Annotated in this window: 19 protein-coding genes; 3 read left to right on the top strand and 16 right to left on the bottom strand. The window is 49.8% G+C overall.

Annotated elements, in window-relative coordinates; translation table 11 throughout:
- Positions 1-10: 10 nt before the first annotated feature.
- From D8S85_RS04335 to D8S85_RS21440, 10 genes are all read right to left on the bottom strand, one after another.
- Positions 11-1,108: a hypothetical protein gene (locus tag D8S85_RS04335; RefSeq protein ID WP_004293631.1), complete on the bottom strand. Its 1,098-nt coding sequence runs from the start codon at positions 1,106-1,108 to the stop codon at positions 11-13.
- A gap of 40 nt (positions 1,109-1,148) precedes the next feature.
- A complete protein-coding gene (locus D8S85_RS04330; RefSeq protein WP_004293630.1) occupies positions 1,149-1,676 on the bottom strand; it encodes a hypothetical protein in 528 nt (175 codons plus the stop codon).
- A 5-nt stretch (positions 1,677-1,681) separates the two neighbouring features.
- On the bottom strand, positions 1,682-1,921 hold the full coding sequence (locus D8S85_RS04325; protein ID WP_004293629.1) for a hypothetical protein: 240 nt from the start codon (positions 1,919-1,921) through the stop codon (positions 1,682-1,684).
- Between the two features lie 4 nt (positions 1,922-1,925).
- The gene (locus tag D8S85_RS04320; protein WP_004293628.1) at positions 1,926-2,138 is read right to left on the bottom strand and encodes a hypothetical protein; all 213 of its coding nucleotides are present in this window, start codon (positions 2,136-2,138) and stop codon (positions 1,926-1,928) included.
- Between the two features lie 480 nt (positions 2,139-2,618).
- Complete coding sequence (locus D8S85_RS04315; RefSeq protein ID WP_004293627.1) at positions 2,619-3,698, bottom strand: IS110 family RNA-guided transposase; 1,080 nt, start codon at positions 3,696-3,698, stop codon at positions 2,619-2,621.
- Positions 3,699-3,853: 155 nt separating this feature from the next.
- Complete coding sequence (locus D8S85_RS04310) at positions 3,854-4,111, bottom strand: hypothetical protein (protein WP_004303959.1); 258 nt, start codon at positions 4,109-4,111, stop codon at positions 3,854-3,856.
- A 16-nt stretch (positions 4,112-4,127) separates the two neighbouring features.
- Positions 4,128-4,520 carry a hypothetical protein gene (locus tag D8S85_RS04305; RefSeq protein ID WP_004303960.1) on the bottom strand — a complete coding sequence of 131 codons (393 nt, stop codon included), beginning with the start codon at positions 4,518-4,520 and terminating at the stop codon, positions 4,128-4,130.
- Positions 4,521-4,790: 270 nt separating this feature from the next.
- Positions 4,791-5,060 carry a hypothetical protein gene (locus D8S85_RS04300; RefSeq protein WP_008143004.1) on the bottom strand — a complete coding sequence of 90 codons (270 nt, stop codon included), beginning with the start codon at positions 5,058-5,060 and terminating at the stop codon, positions 4,791-4,793.
- A 167-nt stretch (positions 5,061-5,227) separates the two neighbouring features.
- A complete protein-coding gene (locus D8S85_RS04295) occupies positions 5,228-5,800 on the bottom strand; it encodes a hypothetical protein (protein WP_004293623.1) in 573 nt (190 codons plus the stop codon).
- A 231-nt stretch (positions 5,801-6,031) separates the two neighbouring features.
- Positions 6,032-6,187, bottom strand: a complete 156-nt coding sequence (locus tag D8S85_RS21440) for a hypothetical protein (RefSeq protein WP_153880831.1) — start codon at positions 6,185-6,187, stop codon at positions 6,032-6,034.
- Between the two features lie 1,505 nt (positions 6,188-7,692).
- Between D8S85_RS21440 and D8S85_RS04280 the strand changes: the two genes are divergently transcribed.
- From D8S85_RS04280 to D8S85_RS04270, 3 genes are all read left to right on the top strand, one after another.
- Positions 7,693-8,484, top strand: a complete 792-nt coding sequence (locus D8S85_RS04280) for a hypothetical protein (protein WP_004303962.1) — start codon at positions 7,693-7,695, stop codon at positions 8,482-8,484.
- 534 nt (positions 8,485-9,018) lie between these two features.
- Positions 9,019-10,266 carry an AAA family ATPase gene (locus D8S85_RS04275; RefSeq protein ID WP_004293619.1) on the top strand — a complete coding sequence of 416 codons (1,248 nt, stop codon included), beginning with the start codon at positions 9,019-9,021 and terminating at the stop codon, positions 10,264-10,266.
- Positions 10,241-10,873: an RloB family protein gene (locus D8S85_RS04270; protein ID WP_004293618.1), complete on the top strand. Its 633-nt coding sequence runs from the start codon at positions 10,241-10,243 to the stop codon at positions 10,871-10,873. Before D8S85_RS04275 ends, D8S85_RS04270 begins: the two co-directional genes overlap by 26 nt.
- A 151-nt stretch (positions 10,874-11,024) precedes the next feature.
- Here the strand turns inward: D8S85_RS04270 and D8S85_RS04265 are convergent, their stop codons facing one another.
- The 6 genes from D8S85_RS04265 to D8S85_RS04240 form a co-directional block, all read right to left on the bottom strand.
- Complete coding sequence (locus D8S85_RS04265; RefSeq protein WP_229032689.1) at positions 11,025-11,516, bottom strand: hypothetical protein; 492 nt, start codon at positions 11,514-11,516, stop codon at positions 11,025-11,027.
- Positions 11,455-11,694, bottom strand: coding sequence for a hypothetical protein (locus tag D8S85_RS04260; RefSeq protein ID WP_004293616.1), 240 nt, complete (start codon positions 11,692-11,694; stop codon positions 11,455-11,457). Before D8S85_RS04260 ends, D8S85_RS04265 begins: the two co-directional genes overlap by 62 nt.
- A gap of 156 nt (positions 11,695-11,850) precedes the next feature.
- Positions 11,851-12,288, bottom strand: coding sequence for a hypothetical protein (locus D8S85_RS22130; RefSeq protein ID WP_004293615.1), 438 nt, complete (start codon positions 12,286-12,288; stop codon positions 11,851-11,853).
- Positions 12,289-12,290: 2 nt separating this feature from the next.
- On the bottom strand, positions 12,291-12,992 hold the full coding sequence (locus D8S85_RS21790) for a phage antirepressor KilAC domain-containing protein (RefSeq protein ID WP_240648868.1): 702 nt from the start codon (positions 12,990-12,992) through the stop codon (positions 12,291-12,293).
- Positions 12,993-13,410: 418 nt separating this feature from the next.
- The gene (locus tag D8S85_RS04245; protein ID WP_127075719.1) at positions 13,411-13,749 is read right to left on the bottom strand and encodes a hypothetical protein; all 339 of its coding nucleotides are present in this window, start codon (positions 13,747-13,749) and stop codon (positions 13,411-13,413) included.
- Between the two features lie 19 nt (positions 13,750-13,768).
- Entirely contained in the window at positions 13,769-14,212 is a 444-nt protein-coding gene (locus tag D8S85_RS04240; RefSeq protein WP_127074859.1) for a hypothetical protein, read from the bottom strand.
- Positions 14,213-14,391 lie beyond the last annotated feature (179 nt).

Here is a 14,391-nt window from a genome sequence, read left to right as displayed (position 1 = left end):
GGGCACTGGATTAAATGGTTATTTTCAACACCTGACCGGCGGCATATTCGGCATTGCGGGTGAGCTGGCGCTGCCATGCCTGGTTGCGTGGCGCCCACTTGAAAGCGTTACGCTTCAAGGTCGTACGCATATCGGTATCGGGTATTTTGTCGAAGAGGATTTGCAGGCGGTCTTCTTCGAAGTTGTAGACCACCTTGCCGCCATCGAACGGAATCTCACGATTTTCACGGCTTGCCCGTTCCTGCTGCTTTTCCCGCACCTTGCGGACGAGTTCGGGATACTTGAAGATTGAATGGCGTGCCGTGACGACAGGTTTCTTGACTTTGTCGTTCCACTCTCGCAGACGAGCGACGGCACGGTCGATGATTTCCACGTTGCCATGGTTGACATAGGTGGAGAGTCGCCCGGCGAGGTTGCTGACGAAGAGAGCCCGGCTATAGCCTCGTGCCGTACCCGTATCGATACCGTGAATGGTCGAGGCGGCATCGTCGATAAAGGCTTTGACCTTCTGCCACTCCTCCTCGAGACGCTGTTCTTCGGGCTTGGCCGCTTCGGTAGCCTTGCGAATCGCTTCGAGTGCACGTTCTCGCCATTCCCGGAACGCCGTGACGCTCTTGGCGTGGCTGTTGCAGGCCTTTTCGTTGCGGCCCGTGTTGAAGCGTGCAGGTCCCGTAATCATCGCGCTGGCACAACGGCTGTTGGCGGCGATCATGGCAGAGAAATAGCGTTTGTAGTTTTCCATGTAACGTTCCCGCTGCTGCTCGGGCATCGACTGCAAATCCTCGTGCAGTTCCTTTTCGTGCGAGGCGATGTCTGACTCACCCCGCTCGTCGGGTGAGAAGGAGGTGAGGTTGTAGGAGCTGCACGCCTGCTTGAAATATTCTTCCAGATAGCCCGGGTGCGCCACTTCCACAACTTCCCAGTCCTTGAAGTCCGCCGGGGCGAGGATTTCTTCCTTGCCCGGATTCCCTACAAGATGGGAATAGCTGCAATACCCGTGTCTCTTTCCCCTGAAAAGAAACGCTACCGGTTCGCTTTCCGGGGCATCCACACGCCGCACCATGGTCACACGATGGGCATTTTCCTTTGTCAATAATGTTGTTTCCATACCTTTCTTCTTGATTTCGTTATTTGATTGTTTCCGATTTTTATTGTTGCTTCATCCGGGCGGCATGGTCCATTACAGAGGCGAACCCCACCTCGATACCTATCTGGTATCCGCCCTTGATGGTCGATTCCAGCTCCGCCTCGCTTTCGATCAGGGATTCCGAATCATCGGCATAAAGCCTGTACAGGGAGAATACGTCTGCCTCCCATAGCTTCCGGGCATTTTCCGCCGATACAAGCAGCCACACGAAACCGTCCTCACGGGTTACCTTGACGGCGGCTTCGCTATGGCTCAGAGTCCGCCACTCCTTGATGTCCAGTGCCACCCTCCACACGATATACATCAGCGCATCGTGGCGGCTTTTAATATCAGGGGAATCGCACAGGCGGCTGGCCACATCTTTGAGTGTCCGGAAAGAGTCCGCCATGAACTGCTCCACGACATACGGCTTTTCGGCAATGGCGGAACAGGCATCGTCCGCCCTGCCTGATTCCGGAACGGTCTGAATATCCTCCTCTTCAAGGAAGATTTCACGGTGCAGGTAGTCCAAGTAGTAATATGATTTCATTCCGCTTATTCTTTGGGGGTGAAAGTGATTCTCGTGTGCCCGTCATAACCGAAGGACGGTTTCAGGCCGAAGGCTTCGGCATCACTGCTGATGCAGCAGATGTCCCAAATCTCCAACCCTCCGGCGCAGGTTATGACGGTATTGTTTTCAGATATTTGCGGCGACTTGTCTTTCAATGCAGCCCCGCCGCAGATGCCGCGTAGAATAACACCACGCTGGTGGGTAGTAAGTTCTTTCGTTTCCATAGACCTAATCTTTTGCTTTTACACCGAACATGTTCTCCATTGTACTGGCGAGGGCTTCCTTGAAACCGTCGCTTACGCCCCAGTATTCAAGTAACCCGTTGCCGATGACCTGCATCTGTTTGTCGGTGGGCATATCGCCATCATACCCGTATTCCTTGAGCAGGGCACGGCTGATGATGACACCTTTTATCTCGTTGATTCTATGTTCCTCTCCCATAGCCGTTAATACATCTTTACCCGCAGACCAGATATCTGCTTTCTCGTTATTTCTGTCATTTTCTTTATCCGTTTATAAAAGCATAGGGGCATTCCGCCCCCATAGTTGTTTTCCTGTTACAATCCAAATAAAATTGGATCAAAGTTTTCGGTTAAATTTGTTTTTATCTTATTTACAGCGTATTGCATTTCTTGGTGAACTTCTCGGCCAAAGGTCAAGGCACGAGAGCCTCCGCCGGCCTTTGATCGAGCCGGTGCGGAGGCACATCGTGCTTAACACCTTTGGCTCTCTCGAAAGCCGAGATTTCAGAACCCGAAAAAATCCTTCGATAAACAGATTTTCCTTAGCGGTCAGCTCTCTGCCGCATATCCCTTATTAGTTTACAAAGGCCAGAGGAGCAGATTATTTTAAGCGGACGTTAACGCCGCAACAACTATGTAGTATTCTCTCTGGGAAAATCCGTTTACCGGAAGGGTTTCTCTATGACACGATACTATTGACATATTCGGTCTGATGTTTCAGCACAAAGAATAGACGGTTTACCAGTTTGCGGGCGACCTTTACGATAGCTTTGCTCTTGGGCATCCGTTTGCATTGTTCCGTATAGAACAGGTTCATCGCAGGGTCTTGACGTACCGCCACCCATGCCGCTTCTATCAGGTTACAGCGCATAACGGCGTGTTTTCGTATGGTAATATCCCCCGTCCCATCTTTCTCTCCGCTGGAGTGGCACATCGGGATCATTCCGATATAGGCAGCCAGTTGTTCGGCATTGCGGAAGCGGGTTATGTCGCATATCTCGGAGAGGAACGCCATTCCCGTAGCCTGCCCGAACCCCGGAACGCTCATAATCAACCGCAGCGGTTCGCGGAATCGATCCGTCTTGGCCAATGTCCGTAAAGCCCGTGTCATCTCCAGTTTCTGACGGCGTAACTCTTCCAGATGCCGGATATGAATGTCGAGGGCCTGACGGCCGCTCGGGGTGAGCGTCTCTATCTCCTTCAACCAGGCGAAAAAGCGCTTCGACCAGTTGGAAAACGGAGTGAGAAACTCCTGCGGAATCTCGATGCCTAAATACCGAAGTTGAGACTTGAGCCGATTCTTCTGACGGGTCGTGTCTTTGGTTATCGAGTTCTTCAATCTTATCAAGGAACGCATCTCCAACGATACGCTGTCCGGCGTATAAATGCCTTTCAGCTCGTTGGCTCTTAAACTCCGCGCCAGCTTACCGCTGTCCACGGTGTCGGTCTTACGCAGCTTTTCGCTGCTCTTGGTCGGCACGTCGGCCGGATTGACCACGATGTTGTCGATCCCTAAGGCCGTCAGACGCTCGTGTATCCAAAATCCGCAGAAGCCCGCTTCGTACACCGAGTGATACTCGGCGCCCGGATAACTCCGAGTTAAAAATCCGTACAACGCTTCTGGGCTCGGATGCTGGCTAAACTTCTTCAATACGGAGGTTTCGGACAAGACCGTAACCGACCAACTCTTCAAATGGACGTCGATTCCTACATAAATCTTTTGTCCTCTGAAACTAATTTTGTTTCTTTGCTCTCTCATGGCTATCGTCGTTTTAGTTAGTAAAGGTTTTGCAGCTTTAATCTAACCAAAATCTCGATAGCTTTTTCATTTATCCGCTATCATCGCGGCTTACCCTGATTGTAAACATAGGGATTATTAATTCATATTATTTTGCATGATTTTTTCCGGAACACCTATCCGGCATAGATGTACTTGAGCTTGGGCACTCCGTTCTGGAGCACGGTGAAGGCGTTTTCTTCCACCTGCACGTCCTTTGCCTTTGGCCACCATAGCCACGAGAGTTTCCCGTCGGGTTTGAGGAATGCCACGGCATTACCCTGCACTTTCCCGACCTCACGCACGCCGAGGTCTTTTCCGCCCTCGAACAGCCGGACACACCGCCACTTCGAGCCAAGCGTCATTTTCCGTTTCACGTCTGCTAATGTTTTCATACTCATTGCGTTTTTATTATTGCATATAAATTCTGCATTTCCGGTTGCACCGTCTCAGGCTGTCCGCCGAGAGCGGATAACTGCGGTTCAAATGGTCGGGAAACCCTTCTCGGAACATCAGCTCCGCCGTAGCGTACTCCTTGCACCATTTCCGCCGACGTCTCCCACGGGCAGGTCTCGTTTCCGGCATCCGCCTTTTCGGAGATTTCGGCACACGCCATTTCCCACCGACAAACACCGCTTCATATTCCCGTTGTAACACGCCGCTGCAATACGCCGCCACGCTGACAGCGGGCACACTTCCGAGCTGTCCCGTCGCGGCAAGGCTGTCAAGCGTATCGGTGGCAGCCTTGAAACTGGCAAAGCACCCGTAACTGCGGGTGCGCTTTGCGTCAAACACTTCTATCATATTTATTCGTTTTATTATTGGCACATCCGTTCTCCGCTTCCCCGCACAGGATAACAGCGGAAGCACGGCAGGCGGTTCCGCAGAACGCCAGACCGTGCTTAACCGTGTTATATACAAGGTAGGCACAACGCCTCACGGCGCAAGGAAGTCATATCGGAGGGAATTTTAGAAAAGTGCGGGCATTTCAGGGTGCAATCCTGACACAGTGTATATCAATGCCCGAAAAAGCGCGCACGCCCCGCAGTTTCCGCAGCACGTGTGCGCGTCATGTCACTCGCCATCGTCCCCGCTGTCAATTCCTGCGGTGATGTTGCATATCTCCTGCAATGCCGATTCTATCTGCACAAGGTCGTCGATGTCGAACTTCACGGCATCGCAGTCCTTCTCCCACACTTGGCGGGCTATGAAGACGGCATCATGCAGCGACCGCTCGGACTCTTCCAGAGCGGTCTTCAGGTCGTCCACGGTGTACTCCCCGTCCTGCGGCGGAGGTACAGTCCCGGCACCGTTTTTTGCCGGGAAATTCTTTTCGCCTATCACGTTACAGTTGCTTTCGCCCGAAATGAAAAGCGCGTATCCGTGGCATACGTCACAAGAACACGCGCTTACGACGGCAGATACGAAAAGGGCAGGCAGTCCCACACGTTCAGCGGGCTGCCTGCCGTCCTTTTGCCTTTTTCGGGCAGGTTTCAGTTACTCCGTTGCCCTTATGCCGCCTTTTTGCTTTCGTCGGCAACCGTTCCGGCAGGCTGTTCCGCCACCTTTTCAGCCTTGCCGGTCTTGGTCGTTTTCTCGGTTGGCTTTTCGAGGCTGGCGAGGTTCGGGGCGAAATCCATGGCGTTGCGGATAGCCTTTGCAGCGGCATGGATTGTCTTTTGGAAATCACGGTTTGACTTCTCGAGGTCTACTTTGGTCGGCACAAGACCGATACGCGCCCAAACGCTGTCGGTAAGGTCGTACTTCTTGATACGATTTCCCGACTTCTCGCAGATGATGATTTCCGCAGGGGTTGTGGCACGGAATTTCGAGCGTATGCCGTCGGCATCGGCACGCAGTTTCTTTTCCTCCGCAATGGTGTGCCACATAGTTGCGACCATGTTTTTAATCACACGGAAAATCTCGTTGTCCGACTTGTCGGCAGGCTCAAAGTCCGCACCGAAAAAGTGCTGTGCCGTCTGCACGAGTTCACCGTCCTTGTTGGTAGAGTTGTAAACCAACATGATACCTGCAAACGAACCGATGTTTGCATACTGTTCCTTGTTCAATTTAGAAGTTGCCATAATGATAAAATTTTAGAAACACTGCGCAAAATCACGCATTGCGGGCACTCGGGGAGTCGAACCCCGAACTCTGCACCATAGCGCAAAGTGTGGCATTTCCTGCCACGCGCCCAAAAATTTGCCGTGCATTTCACCCTGCACGGCAAAATTTTTCGTAACTTTGTCGCACTTAAAACGTACCCCATAGCAGGCTATCCAAATGAGCGCATTTTCGGCATATCGTGTATCGGCTTACTCACGCATCACTCGTGTCGTGGCTCTGCGCTGCTTTACTCCAATTTCGGCAAGACGCTTCTCTGGCACGTCCCGGATCTTTCCCAATCCGGCAGCTAACTGTAAGGTGAGGCATTTAGGCGTTACCACCGAGCTGGGTATTGGGTATAGCATTGGCATATACATTTACCAGCGTCCTCTATGCGGATAGTTTTTACCGCTATCGTGCATTTTATTCCGAGCGCACAAGGGCGCAATTATGGCATTATTCTTACACGTCCTTTTTCCATACAACTCTCGCACTCCCAAATTTGCGTGCTTTGCGTATGCGGACTAAAAACACGTTTTTAGCCGTTCCAACTTGCTACATTGGTCTGTAGTCCTGCTCGGTGTGGTTATTTAACACCCTATTTAATCGCTCCAAAGCGAACAGGCGAATTTTTGATTTTCCAAGCCTCAAAAATAGGTTTCCCACAAAAAGGGCTTTTTGTTTCTCGCTCTCGGCGGTCTTTGCTTTTCTGTTTTTTAATTCTGTTTTTTACTATCTATTTTTTTATTCGTTTTTCTCCGTACTTGTTTGCCGTTTGTTTGGCTTTCGAGTACATGACTATTATAAAACCGTTTTTCAGAACTGCAAAACTTTTTGAGAAAAAAAATTTGGAACGTTCCAAAAACAGCCTTTTTGCGAATATGGAACGCACGCGCGCGAAGTGAATTTGTAAATAGTTGAATATCAATAAAATAGAAAAAAATGATTTTCTTTGAAAAAAATTTTTCCTTTGCAAAAATCAAAAAAGCCCCGTTTCAACGTATGTATAAAATCAAAATCAGTTTTGTCTATTGATTATCAGATTATTAGCTGCTTAAAATGGATAAAATAGGACTGAAAAGATTTTTTACTTTCAATTTGTAAGCAAAGATAATGTAAAAGACGTTTTTAGGCTTACTTTATACAAAAGTAAACCTAATAAATTATTGATATTCAATGGTGTAATAAAAATAAAAAGATTGGGGAGGGTGTACCCTCGGGTGCGGATTCGGTCTCTGTCCTCGGGCCGTTTTTTCAAGTCCGGTTTTCCAAAACGGCTCAAAATGCGGCTTTCGGATTGAAACTGTAAGCAGGTATCAAAAAATATACAGTAAAGTACTTGTATTTATCATGGTTGCTTAAGGTGCTGGTGTTCACCATGTCCCATATTTTTGAAATATTCTCATTTGTGGATGCCTGTCCTTTCAATTTTCACGGGTGTACAGACTTTCTGCACGATTTCCGGGTTCCGGCTTGAAGCTGTTTTTTAGATACGCTGAAAACGTATCAAAAAATATATAGAGACACGTCGGTATATTGACTGTTCTTAACCGGATTGGACGACGGAAAAGGAGGATGTGTATTCCTGTCATTCAGTATGTTCGGATATGCTTTTCACAATCGGACAATCTTGTAATGTTTTGTTCCTTAATCATATAGAATATACAGAACGAAGCTATCCACATGGATTCCGACTTATTTGTACGGTTTTTGTGACTTTATACAGGAAACCGTGGAAATGCAGAAGAAATGGGGTTCAGTTACCTGCCTTTTTGGTGAATTATACGTATATTTGCCGTATTGTATCCACTTATGTATGAAGTATGGCATTTTGCTGTTACAGGAAATATCTGGATAAAGAATCGAAAGAATGGAATCATATCATAAGAAGAAAATCGGGAGTATTCCGAAAGACAGCACGGGTGGGTCGTCCATTCGCAAGGGAATGGTCGTCTTCAACGGTGGGACATCGGAAACCGGACTTGTGGGAGATGTCACGGGTAATTGCGTGTCGGTTCCGGTAAGGATGACTGCGGGCAAAGAACTCGTTACCGATGACGCGGTCATGTTTCTGAATGATTGCCGGGAAGCGAGCGCAGAGCAAAAGATTGCCCTCCAACGCCTGCTGAACGAAGGCCATCTTGCATGGGACAAGCGCCGGGGTGTATGTTCGGAATCTCTCTATGCTCCCAAAGACGGACAGTTGGTAAAACTCAGTATCCTGGATGAGCATGTAATACTGGGGGCTTTCAAGGAAATCGACGCAAAAGGACGTGTTGTGCTGTATTGCCTGCTGGACGAAGACGGGAGCCTGCGCTATTCCCTGCATGAAACAGTCGGGTACGCGGTGAATCTCCAGATACTGCCTATCGGAACCAGTGGCCGTAGCAGGCTTTCCGATGCTCTACGCCAGAAAGGGCTTGCATGGAACGGACGGCTGAAGGAACTCGAACGGCTGGCAACACGTGTCAGACGCGGTGACAAGTACTATTACCTGAATGACATACTGGAAATCCGTGAATGCAGGGACAACAACAGGCCGGCGGACAGGAAACGGTTGGAATGCGGGAACTATTTCATGGAGCGGAGGGATGCCGAACTGGTACGTGACTGCGTGCGCTCTGTCGTAAGGCTGAACCGCGACAAGGATGCCAGACGGTAAGAGGGTGACGGTATAAGGTATTCGTTCTGTTTCTCTCTCTTGTATCTGGGGAGGAAGTGGTCCTTTAATCCTCATCTTATCCGTTTTCAACACTTTCCGATTCAAAAAAACAAAAAAACAGACGGCGTGCCGTCTGTCATGATTTGTTTCTTTTTTGGTATCTTTTTTCTTTGCGTCAAAGAAAAAAGTACATCTTTCTTCTTTCTTCTTGTATAATACTACTTATAGTATTGTTGCTACATTTGTAACACCCCTCCTGTCAGATACACGGTACATTTGTACCACATTGAGGGGAAAGATGTGGCGAATTTCGCGTCTTTCCACCCAAATTCCACTATCGGGAGCATGAATCGCAAGCCGATGTTGCCGCTTCGGAAAATTGCAGTCGCCTTTTGCAGGGCAGCATTGCAAGAACGAAAACGGTCTGATTTTCACGTGCAGGAAAATAACCGCAAAAAGAGATCCGATAAAACATCTATATATGAAAAATATCCCCTATATTTGCATAAAATTTACATATAACTGCGATATAATATGATTATTCAGTTCACAGTCGAAAATTTCCTTTCGTTCAAGGAGCCGGCGACCTTGTCTTTGGCTGCTTCCGCGCTGAAAGAAAAACAGACCCGGTCCGATGAGATTGTTTTTGAGCTTGAAGGTACGAACCTCTCTTTGCTGAAGAGTGCGGTCATCTACGGGGCCAATGCCAGCGGGAAATCGAATCTAGTCAAAGCGCTCGATTTCTTCAAATGGTTTGTCATCAATTCCTCCAAAGGCGTGCAGTCCGGCGAAAGCATACGGGTGGAAAGTTTCCGTCTCAACCGGAGGACGGAACAGGAGCCCAGTTATTTTGAGGCGGTCTTTGCCGACGAAACGGTCCAATACCGCTATGGGTTTGAAGTCGATGAAAAACGTGTACACCGGGAGTGGCTTTATCAAAAGGGCAACAAGCGCAAGGCAAAGGAGGTGGAACTGTTCCTGCGTGACGGCGATGAGTATGAACTGCATCCCAAATTTTCGGTCGGCAAAGAGGTTGTCGCCAAAAAAATGGTGCGCGACAATGCGCTGCTTCTTTCCGTGGCAGCACAGTTCAACGAAAGCGTCTCGGTGGAAATCATGGGATGGTTGGCCAACACCACGATTGTTCTTGGCAGCAGCGACGAGCGGATTTGGGAAATGGCGATAGCCCAGATCGATGATCCGTCCATGAAAAGGCGTATTGTGGAGTTTGCCCGGTTTGCAGACTTCGGAATCGACGACATACGCAAGGTTGACAATACAGTCATCAGTTCACACCAGCAATATGACGAGGAGGGCAACGCCACGAAGACGGTCACTTTCCCGTTCCGCGTAAACGAGTCGGAGGGTACGATCAAATACTTCTCGCTGGCTTATCCTATAATCGACGCGTTGGATCATGGCAAAAGGCTGGTTGTCGACGAGTTCGACTCGAAAATGCACCCTCTGTTGACCAGTCGCATCATCGGGCTGTTCAATTCCAGAGTGACAAATCCCAGGAATGCACAGTTGATTTTCACGACACATGACACCAACCTGCTTAATGCAAGCCTGTTCCGCAGGGATCAGATCTGGTTTACACAGAAAGATTCGTTTGGAGCCTCGGAACTCTATTCGTTGGCGGAATACAAGGTTCGCAACAGTGCACCTTTCGAAAAGGAGTACCTGATGGGGAAATATGGCGGTATCCCTGTCATCGGCCAGTTTGAACGGTTATTTGACCTGAGGGAGGAAGAATATGGCAGCACGGACGAACAAGCGTGATCCACGCGCGGCACGGACACTCAGGCGTATCAGTTTTGTCCGTGAGGTCAAACAATCCTTCCTGATCATCTGCGAGGGGGTAAATACGGAACCGGATTATTTCAATGCGTTTCGCCTGACCTCCGCCAATATTAAAGCGGTAGGCCAGGGACTCAATACGGTAGGTCTTGTCCAAAAGGCTTTACGGATGAAAGAAGAAGAGCGGAAGAAAGGACGCGAGTATGACCAGTGCTGGGTGGTATTTGACAAGGATGACTTTCCCGATCGGGATTTCAACCGGGCTATCGGTATGGCGGAAGCCGGTGGCATGAGGGTGGCATACAGCAACCAGGCTTTCGAGTATTGGTTCTTGCTGCACTATAACCTGGTACAAGGCCCGATGCACAGAAATCAATATGAAACAAAGCTATCCGGCTTGTTGGGCTTCTCCTACAACAAGGAAGCCGGTACAGGCGGTCGTGTTTTCAGGGAGCTGGGCGGTAAACAGGCTCAGGCCATCACGAACGCAAAAGCCGTATTGCGCCGAATGGAGGGAATACCGCCGGCACAAGCGGAATCTTCGACAACGGTGCATCTTCTTGTGGAAGAACTGAATAAGTATATTTAGCATATTCTGTCGTTTGCCCGGATAATATTGTACCCGGCTACCACCTCCTTCCGGTTTTATCGGATTTTATGTCGCAAAAACACAAAAACAGACGGCAAATCACAACGATGCCGTCTGTTTTTATTCATTTACGTTCCGTGGACAGATACGCTCAAACTTTTCGGTGTCTCTCTTTCCATTGGCTGACCTCTTCGTCAGAGACGGATGCCACGGTCCTTTTTTCCACATCGAACATCCGATGACAGAATGCCCTGGTAGAAAAAGGATTTCCAAGTTCCGCCAATATCCCTACAAGCCGGTTGTAGGAATCCATGTGCCACAGGTAATCGTACATCCCGCTGACCGGCACCCGTTCAAGCAATCCCATACGCGTTGTCTTTTCCACGCACTTGTCGAAAATCCGCGAACCCATCTCCATGTTCTCCATGTAGTACCGCTTGCTGCGCAAGGTGTCGTAACCTTTTTCACGCAGGCGTGTACGGTCTGCCATGTACAGCATGAAGATGACCTCTTCCGGGGTGAACGCGCCGACCAGCCCGGTGAAGCATTTCATAAACGGTATCACGTGTTGCCTTTTGTCGTCATTCCCTTTCATGTCCGTTTTCGCGTTCGTTCGTCCGTAATGTTTCCGCTTCCCCGTCATCCTTAATCGACGGATTGACATAGAACTGGCATATCCTGCCGTTTATCATCGGTTTATACACGGCGTATCCCAGTTTTTTGGCGTAACGCCCCACGGATACGCGGTTGGCGAACTTGCCGGTATGTTCCGTCAGGTGTTCCGACATCTCCCCGACGGTCATTCTGCTTTTCAGTTTCATATCATTCGCGTTTAAATGTTTTCCTGATAAAGGATAGCCGCGACTAATACGAACTGTTTGCAAATGGTATGAATTAATAAGAGGCGGTTCCATGAAATCGGCAAAGGAGGAATCAACCGGTTATACTGATACTTCATTCATGAAACCGTCCCTCATCTATTTTCCCATTATCCGGACAATCTCCCGTATCGTGTCGAAGTTCCGCTCGTCCAGCCATTCTTTGGCCACGTTCCACGAGAGCGACATTCCGAACTTCAGGTTCTCCATGGTGATGGTATGGTGCGACAACCTGCCTTCAGTGGGCTTGAGCCCTGCCGCGTGCAGTTCACACAGTCCGTCCTGAAAGAACGTGCACCCGCCTGCTTCCTGTTTCGCCTGTACCATCGGCACGATATACGGGATTTTTCCCAACAGCAGGCCTACCGCCCACCGAGTGGGTGCAAGACGCTCCCTGTATCCGGCTTTCAGCAACCGGAGGATGTCTTCCGGCGTACCGAGGCACGGTATCCGGCATTGCTGCCTGCACAGACGGCAACGGCACTCTACCGGCCGTCTTCCTGTCTTGCGGATGATCCGCTGTAATGCCGTTTCCATCGCTATGCACCCGGTGGGCCGTATTCAGGGTTCCTCTTGCGCCACAGTTCTATGATACACTCCCGTCCGGCCTGTGTCCATCGTTTGGTGGATCCGAAAGTATATACCTTGCCCCGGCTGTTCTCCCACGTGTAAGGCACATCGCATTGCCAGGCCCGGCAGGAAGGAAAGACCACCCATTGCCGCTTCTCGTACTTGCAGATGCCCTCTTCGGCAAGGAACTGGTGCAACTGTCGCGGCGATATGCCGAGTTCGTCAGCGATGCGCGTGCTCTTGAACCAGTCCCTGTTCTCGATAAACTCCTCGTAGAATACGATTTTCGGCAGGGATTCCCTCACCACCTTCCGCAGTTCCAGGATCAGCCTTGTCGCCGATTCCATATCCTGCGGCATGGGACAATCCATGCACGGCATGCCGGGTGCCGCCTGTCCGGGGCGTCCGTGTACGACCGGCTTCCCGCGTTTCACGGAGAGTTTTCCGATAGCCTCGCCCAACCATTCCGCCAAAAGCATGTCCGGGGCAATCCATCTGGCCAATGGTATGACAAGCGGTGATTCCAACCAGGTCGCGCCGTGTCCCCGCCCCCGTGTGGTGAAGACTTGCGACTCGTATTTCCCGGTACGTCCGTTCCCGGCCATTTCCCTGCGGAGCATATCCGTGGAAGCGATGCGGAGCCATTCGGACGGAATTCTCCCGAAGCGCATCGTAATTTGCGTGGCATTGACCATCAGCTTGTCACCGATACGCCGGAACGTGACGGGGAACCCTTCCTCGAAGTGCAGGACGATGTCGTCCTGGGGGACGGCGTGCAGCTCCCCGGCTTCCAGCTCCAGAAGCTTGTTGCCCCACACCTCCAGCTCATCGAGCAGGTCACGGGGTATGATAGTCTCCTTGCGGACCAGTTGTAAAAGCCGGCGCATATCGATGGGGCGGAAACCCCACTGTTCCTTGCCGTTTTTCCGGAAACTGATTTTCAATGCCGTCGGGCAGACACGGGCGATGGCTCCGTTTTCAAGCAGTTCGCCCCGTTTGAGTATATCGCAGATGTCCACGGCACAGATGTGGATCTGGCCGTTATGGTTCCGGGAAACCCTTATGTTCCAGTCCCGGAACGGAATATTCCTATTCTCCCTCATAGGTATTTCCTCCTTTCTTTTGGTTATCAGACTTACGTTTGTTTTCAAGCAAGGCTCTTTTGTGAGCCATCTTACGCACCGGATAGTACGTGCGTTTCTCGCCACAAAGGGCGTCATAATCTTTCAGCATCAGTGTGCCGAGGTCGGCCAGCTCGATTTCCACATCCGGATGCAGATGCCTGAAATAGAGTCCTCCGCTGCATACATACTTGCCCGTACAACAGAATGAAATGGCCTGCAAGTTACCTTTTGTCAGCTCCGCCGCGCTGTGCAGCGAGCGCGTGACGGCTACAAGAACCTGTGCCCCGTTGAAGATGAGCACCATCTTGGGTCTTTTAAATGTGCTACGTCTCATGTTGTTCTAAAATTTGTGTTAATTCCTCCTTTGTAAATCTAAGACCGGCAGCCTGTACCAACCAAGTGTCTGAAACAGTAAATCCACCGGACAGCAGTTCGGACATGCGCTCCAGAAGATAGATGCCGAACGCGGGATCGATGTAAACGACAAATAATAGAGCCAGACATTCATCAATTAACAGGTGTCCCGACGCCTCGTCACGGATGACCATCTTTTCCCTGTCTATTCCGTAGGCGTCTGCCGACGCCATTATCCAGTGATGGAAAGCGACACGGAAATCACGGACATTGTGCCGGCGTGCATCTCCTTTGGCCTGGATGAAGCGTGTCGCGTCGAAATAGACCGGTCCGTCTTCCCGTAACGTTCCGAAAAGCAGATCGGGGAACTCCCTGTACCGGATTATCCGGCAGGGAATCTTTTCTTCTTTCATGTTCTCTTTTTCATTTCATTTTTGGATTTGTATCTAACGTGGTGCAAAGATATATCTTTTTAAAATGAAATAAGCTATAAATATATACATAAATTACACTTTTAATAATTTATTATTTATTGATAATAAGATATTTAAGTGATAATACAATCCGAAATATCTATATATTTAGGTTGCTT

Source organism: Butyricimonas faecalis, from assembly GCF_003991565.1.
Taxonomy (GTDB): domain Bacteria; phylum Bacteroidota; class Bacteroidia; order Bacteroidales; family Marinifilaceae; genus Butyricimonas; species Butyricimonas faecalis.
This window is presented reverse-complemented; position numbering and strand designations above follow the sequence as displayed.

Coding starts and splice junctions, on each gene's coding strand:
- D8S85_RS04335 (WP_004293631.1), bottom strand. CDS start 1,108: ATGGAAACAACATTATTGACAAAGGAAAATGCCCATCGTGTGACCATG.
- D8S85_RS04330 (WP_004293630.1), bottom strand. CDS start 1,676: ATGAAATCATATTACTACTTGGACTACCTGCACCGTGAAATCTTCCTT.
- D8S85_RS04325 (WP_004293629.1), bottom strand. CDS start 1,921: ATGGAAACGAAAGAACTTACTACCCACCAGCGTGGTGTTATTCTACGC.
- D8S85_RS04320 (WP_004293628.1), bottom strand. CDS start 2,138: ATGGGAGAGGAACATAGAATCAACGAGATAAAAGGTGTCATCATCAGC.
- D8S85_RS04315 (WP_004293627.1), bottom strand. CDS start 3,698: ATGAGAGAGCAAAGAAACAAAATTAGTTTCAGAGGACAAAAGATTTAT.
- D8S85_RS04310 (WP_004303959.1), bottom strand. CDS start 4,111: ATGAAAACATTAGCAGACGTGAAACGGAAAATGACGCTTGGCTCGAAG.
- D8S85_RS04305 (WP_004303960.1), bottom strand. CDS start 4,520: ATGATAGAAGTGTTTGACGCAAAGCGCACCCGCAGTTACGGGTGCTTT.
- D8S85_RS04295 (WP_004293623.1), bottom strand. CDS start 5,800: ATGGCAACTTCTAAATTGAACAAGGAACAGTATGCAAACATCGGTTCG.
- D8S85_RS21440 (WP_153880831.1), bottom strand. CDS start 6,187: ATGCTATACCCAATACCCAGCTCGGTGGTAACGCCTAAATGCCTCACC.
- D8S85_RS04280 (WP_004303962.1), top strand. CDS start 7,693: ATGGAATCATATCATAAGAAGAAAATCGGGAGTATTCCGAAAGACAGC.
- D8S85_RS04275 (WP_004293619.1), top strand. CDS start 9,019: ATGATTATTCAGTTCACAGTCGAAAATTTCCTTTCGTTCAAGGAGCCG.
- D8S85_RS04270 (WP_004293618.1), top strand. CDS start 10,241: ATGGCAGCACGGACGAACAAGCGTGATCCACGCGCGGCACGGACACTC.
- D8S85_RS04265 (WP_229032689.1), bottom strand. CDS start 11,516: ATGACGGGGAAGCGGAAACATTACGGACGAACGAACGCGAAAACGGAC.
- D8S85_RS04260 (WP_004293616.1), bottom strand. CDS start 11,694: ATGAAACTGAAAAGCAGAATGACCGTCGGGGAGATGTCGGAACACCTG.
- D8S85_RS22130 (WP_004293615.1), bottom strand. CDS start 12,288: ATGGAAACGGCATTACAGCGGATCATCCGCAAGACAGGAAGACGGCCG.
- D8S85_RS21790 (WP_240648868.1), bottom strand. CDS start 12,992: ATGCGCTTCGGGAGAATTCCGTCCGAATGGCTCCGCATCGCTTCCACG.
- D8S85_RS04245 (WP_127075719.1), bottom strand. CDS start 13,749: ATGGTGCTCATCTTCAACGGGGCACAGGTTCTTGTAGCCGTCACGCGC.
- D8S85_RS04240 (WP_127074859.1), bottom strand. CDS start 14,212: ATGAAAGAAGAAAAGATTCCCTGCCGGATAATCCGGTACAGGGAGTTC.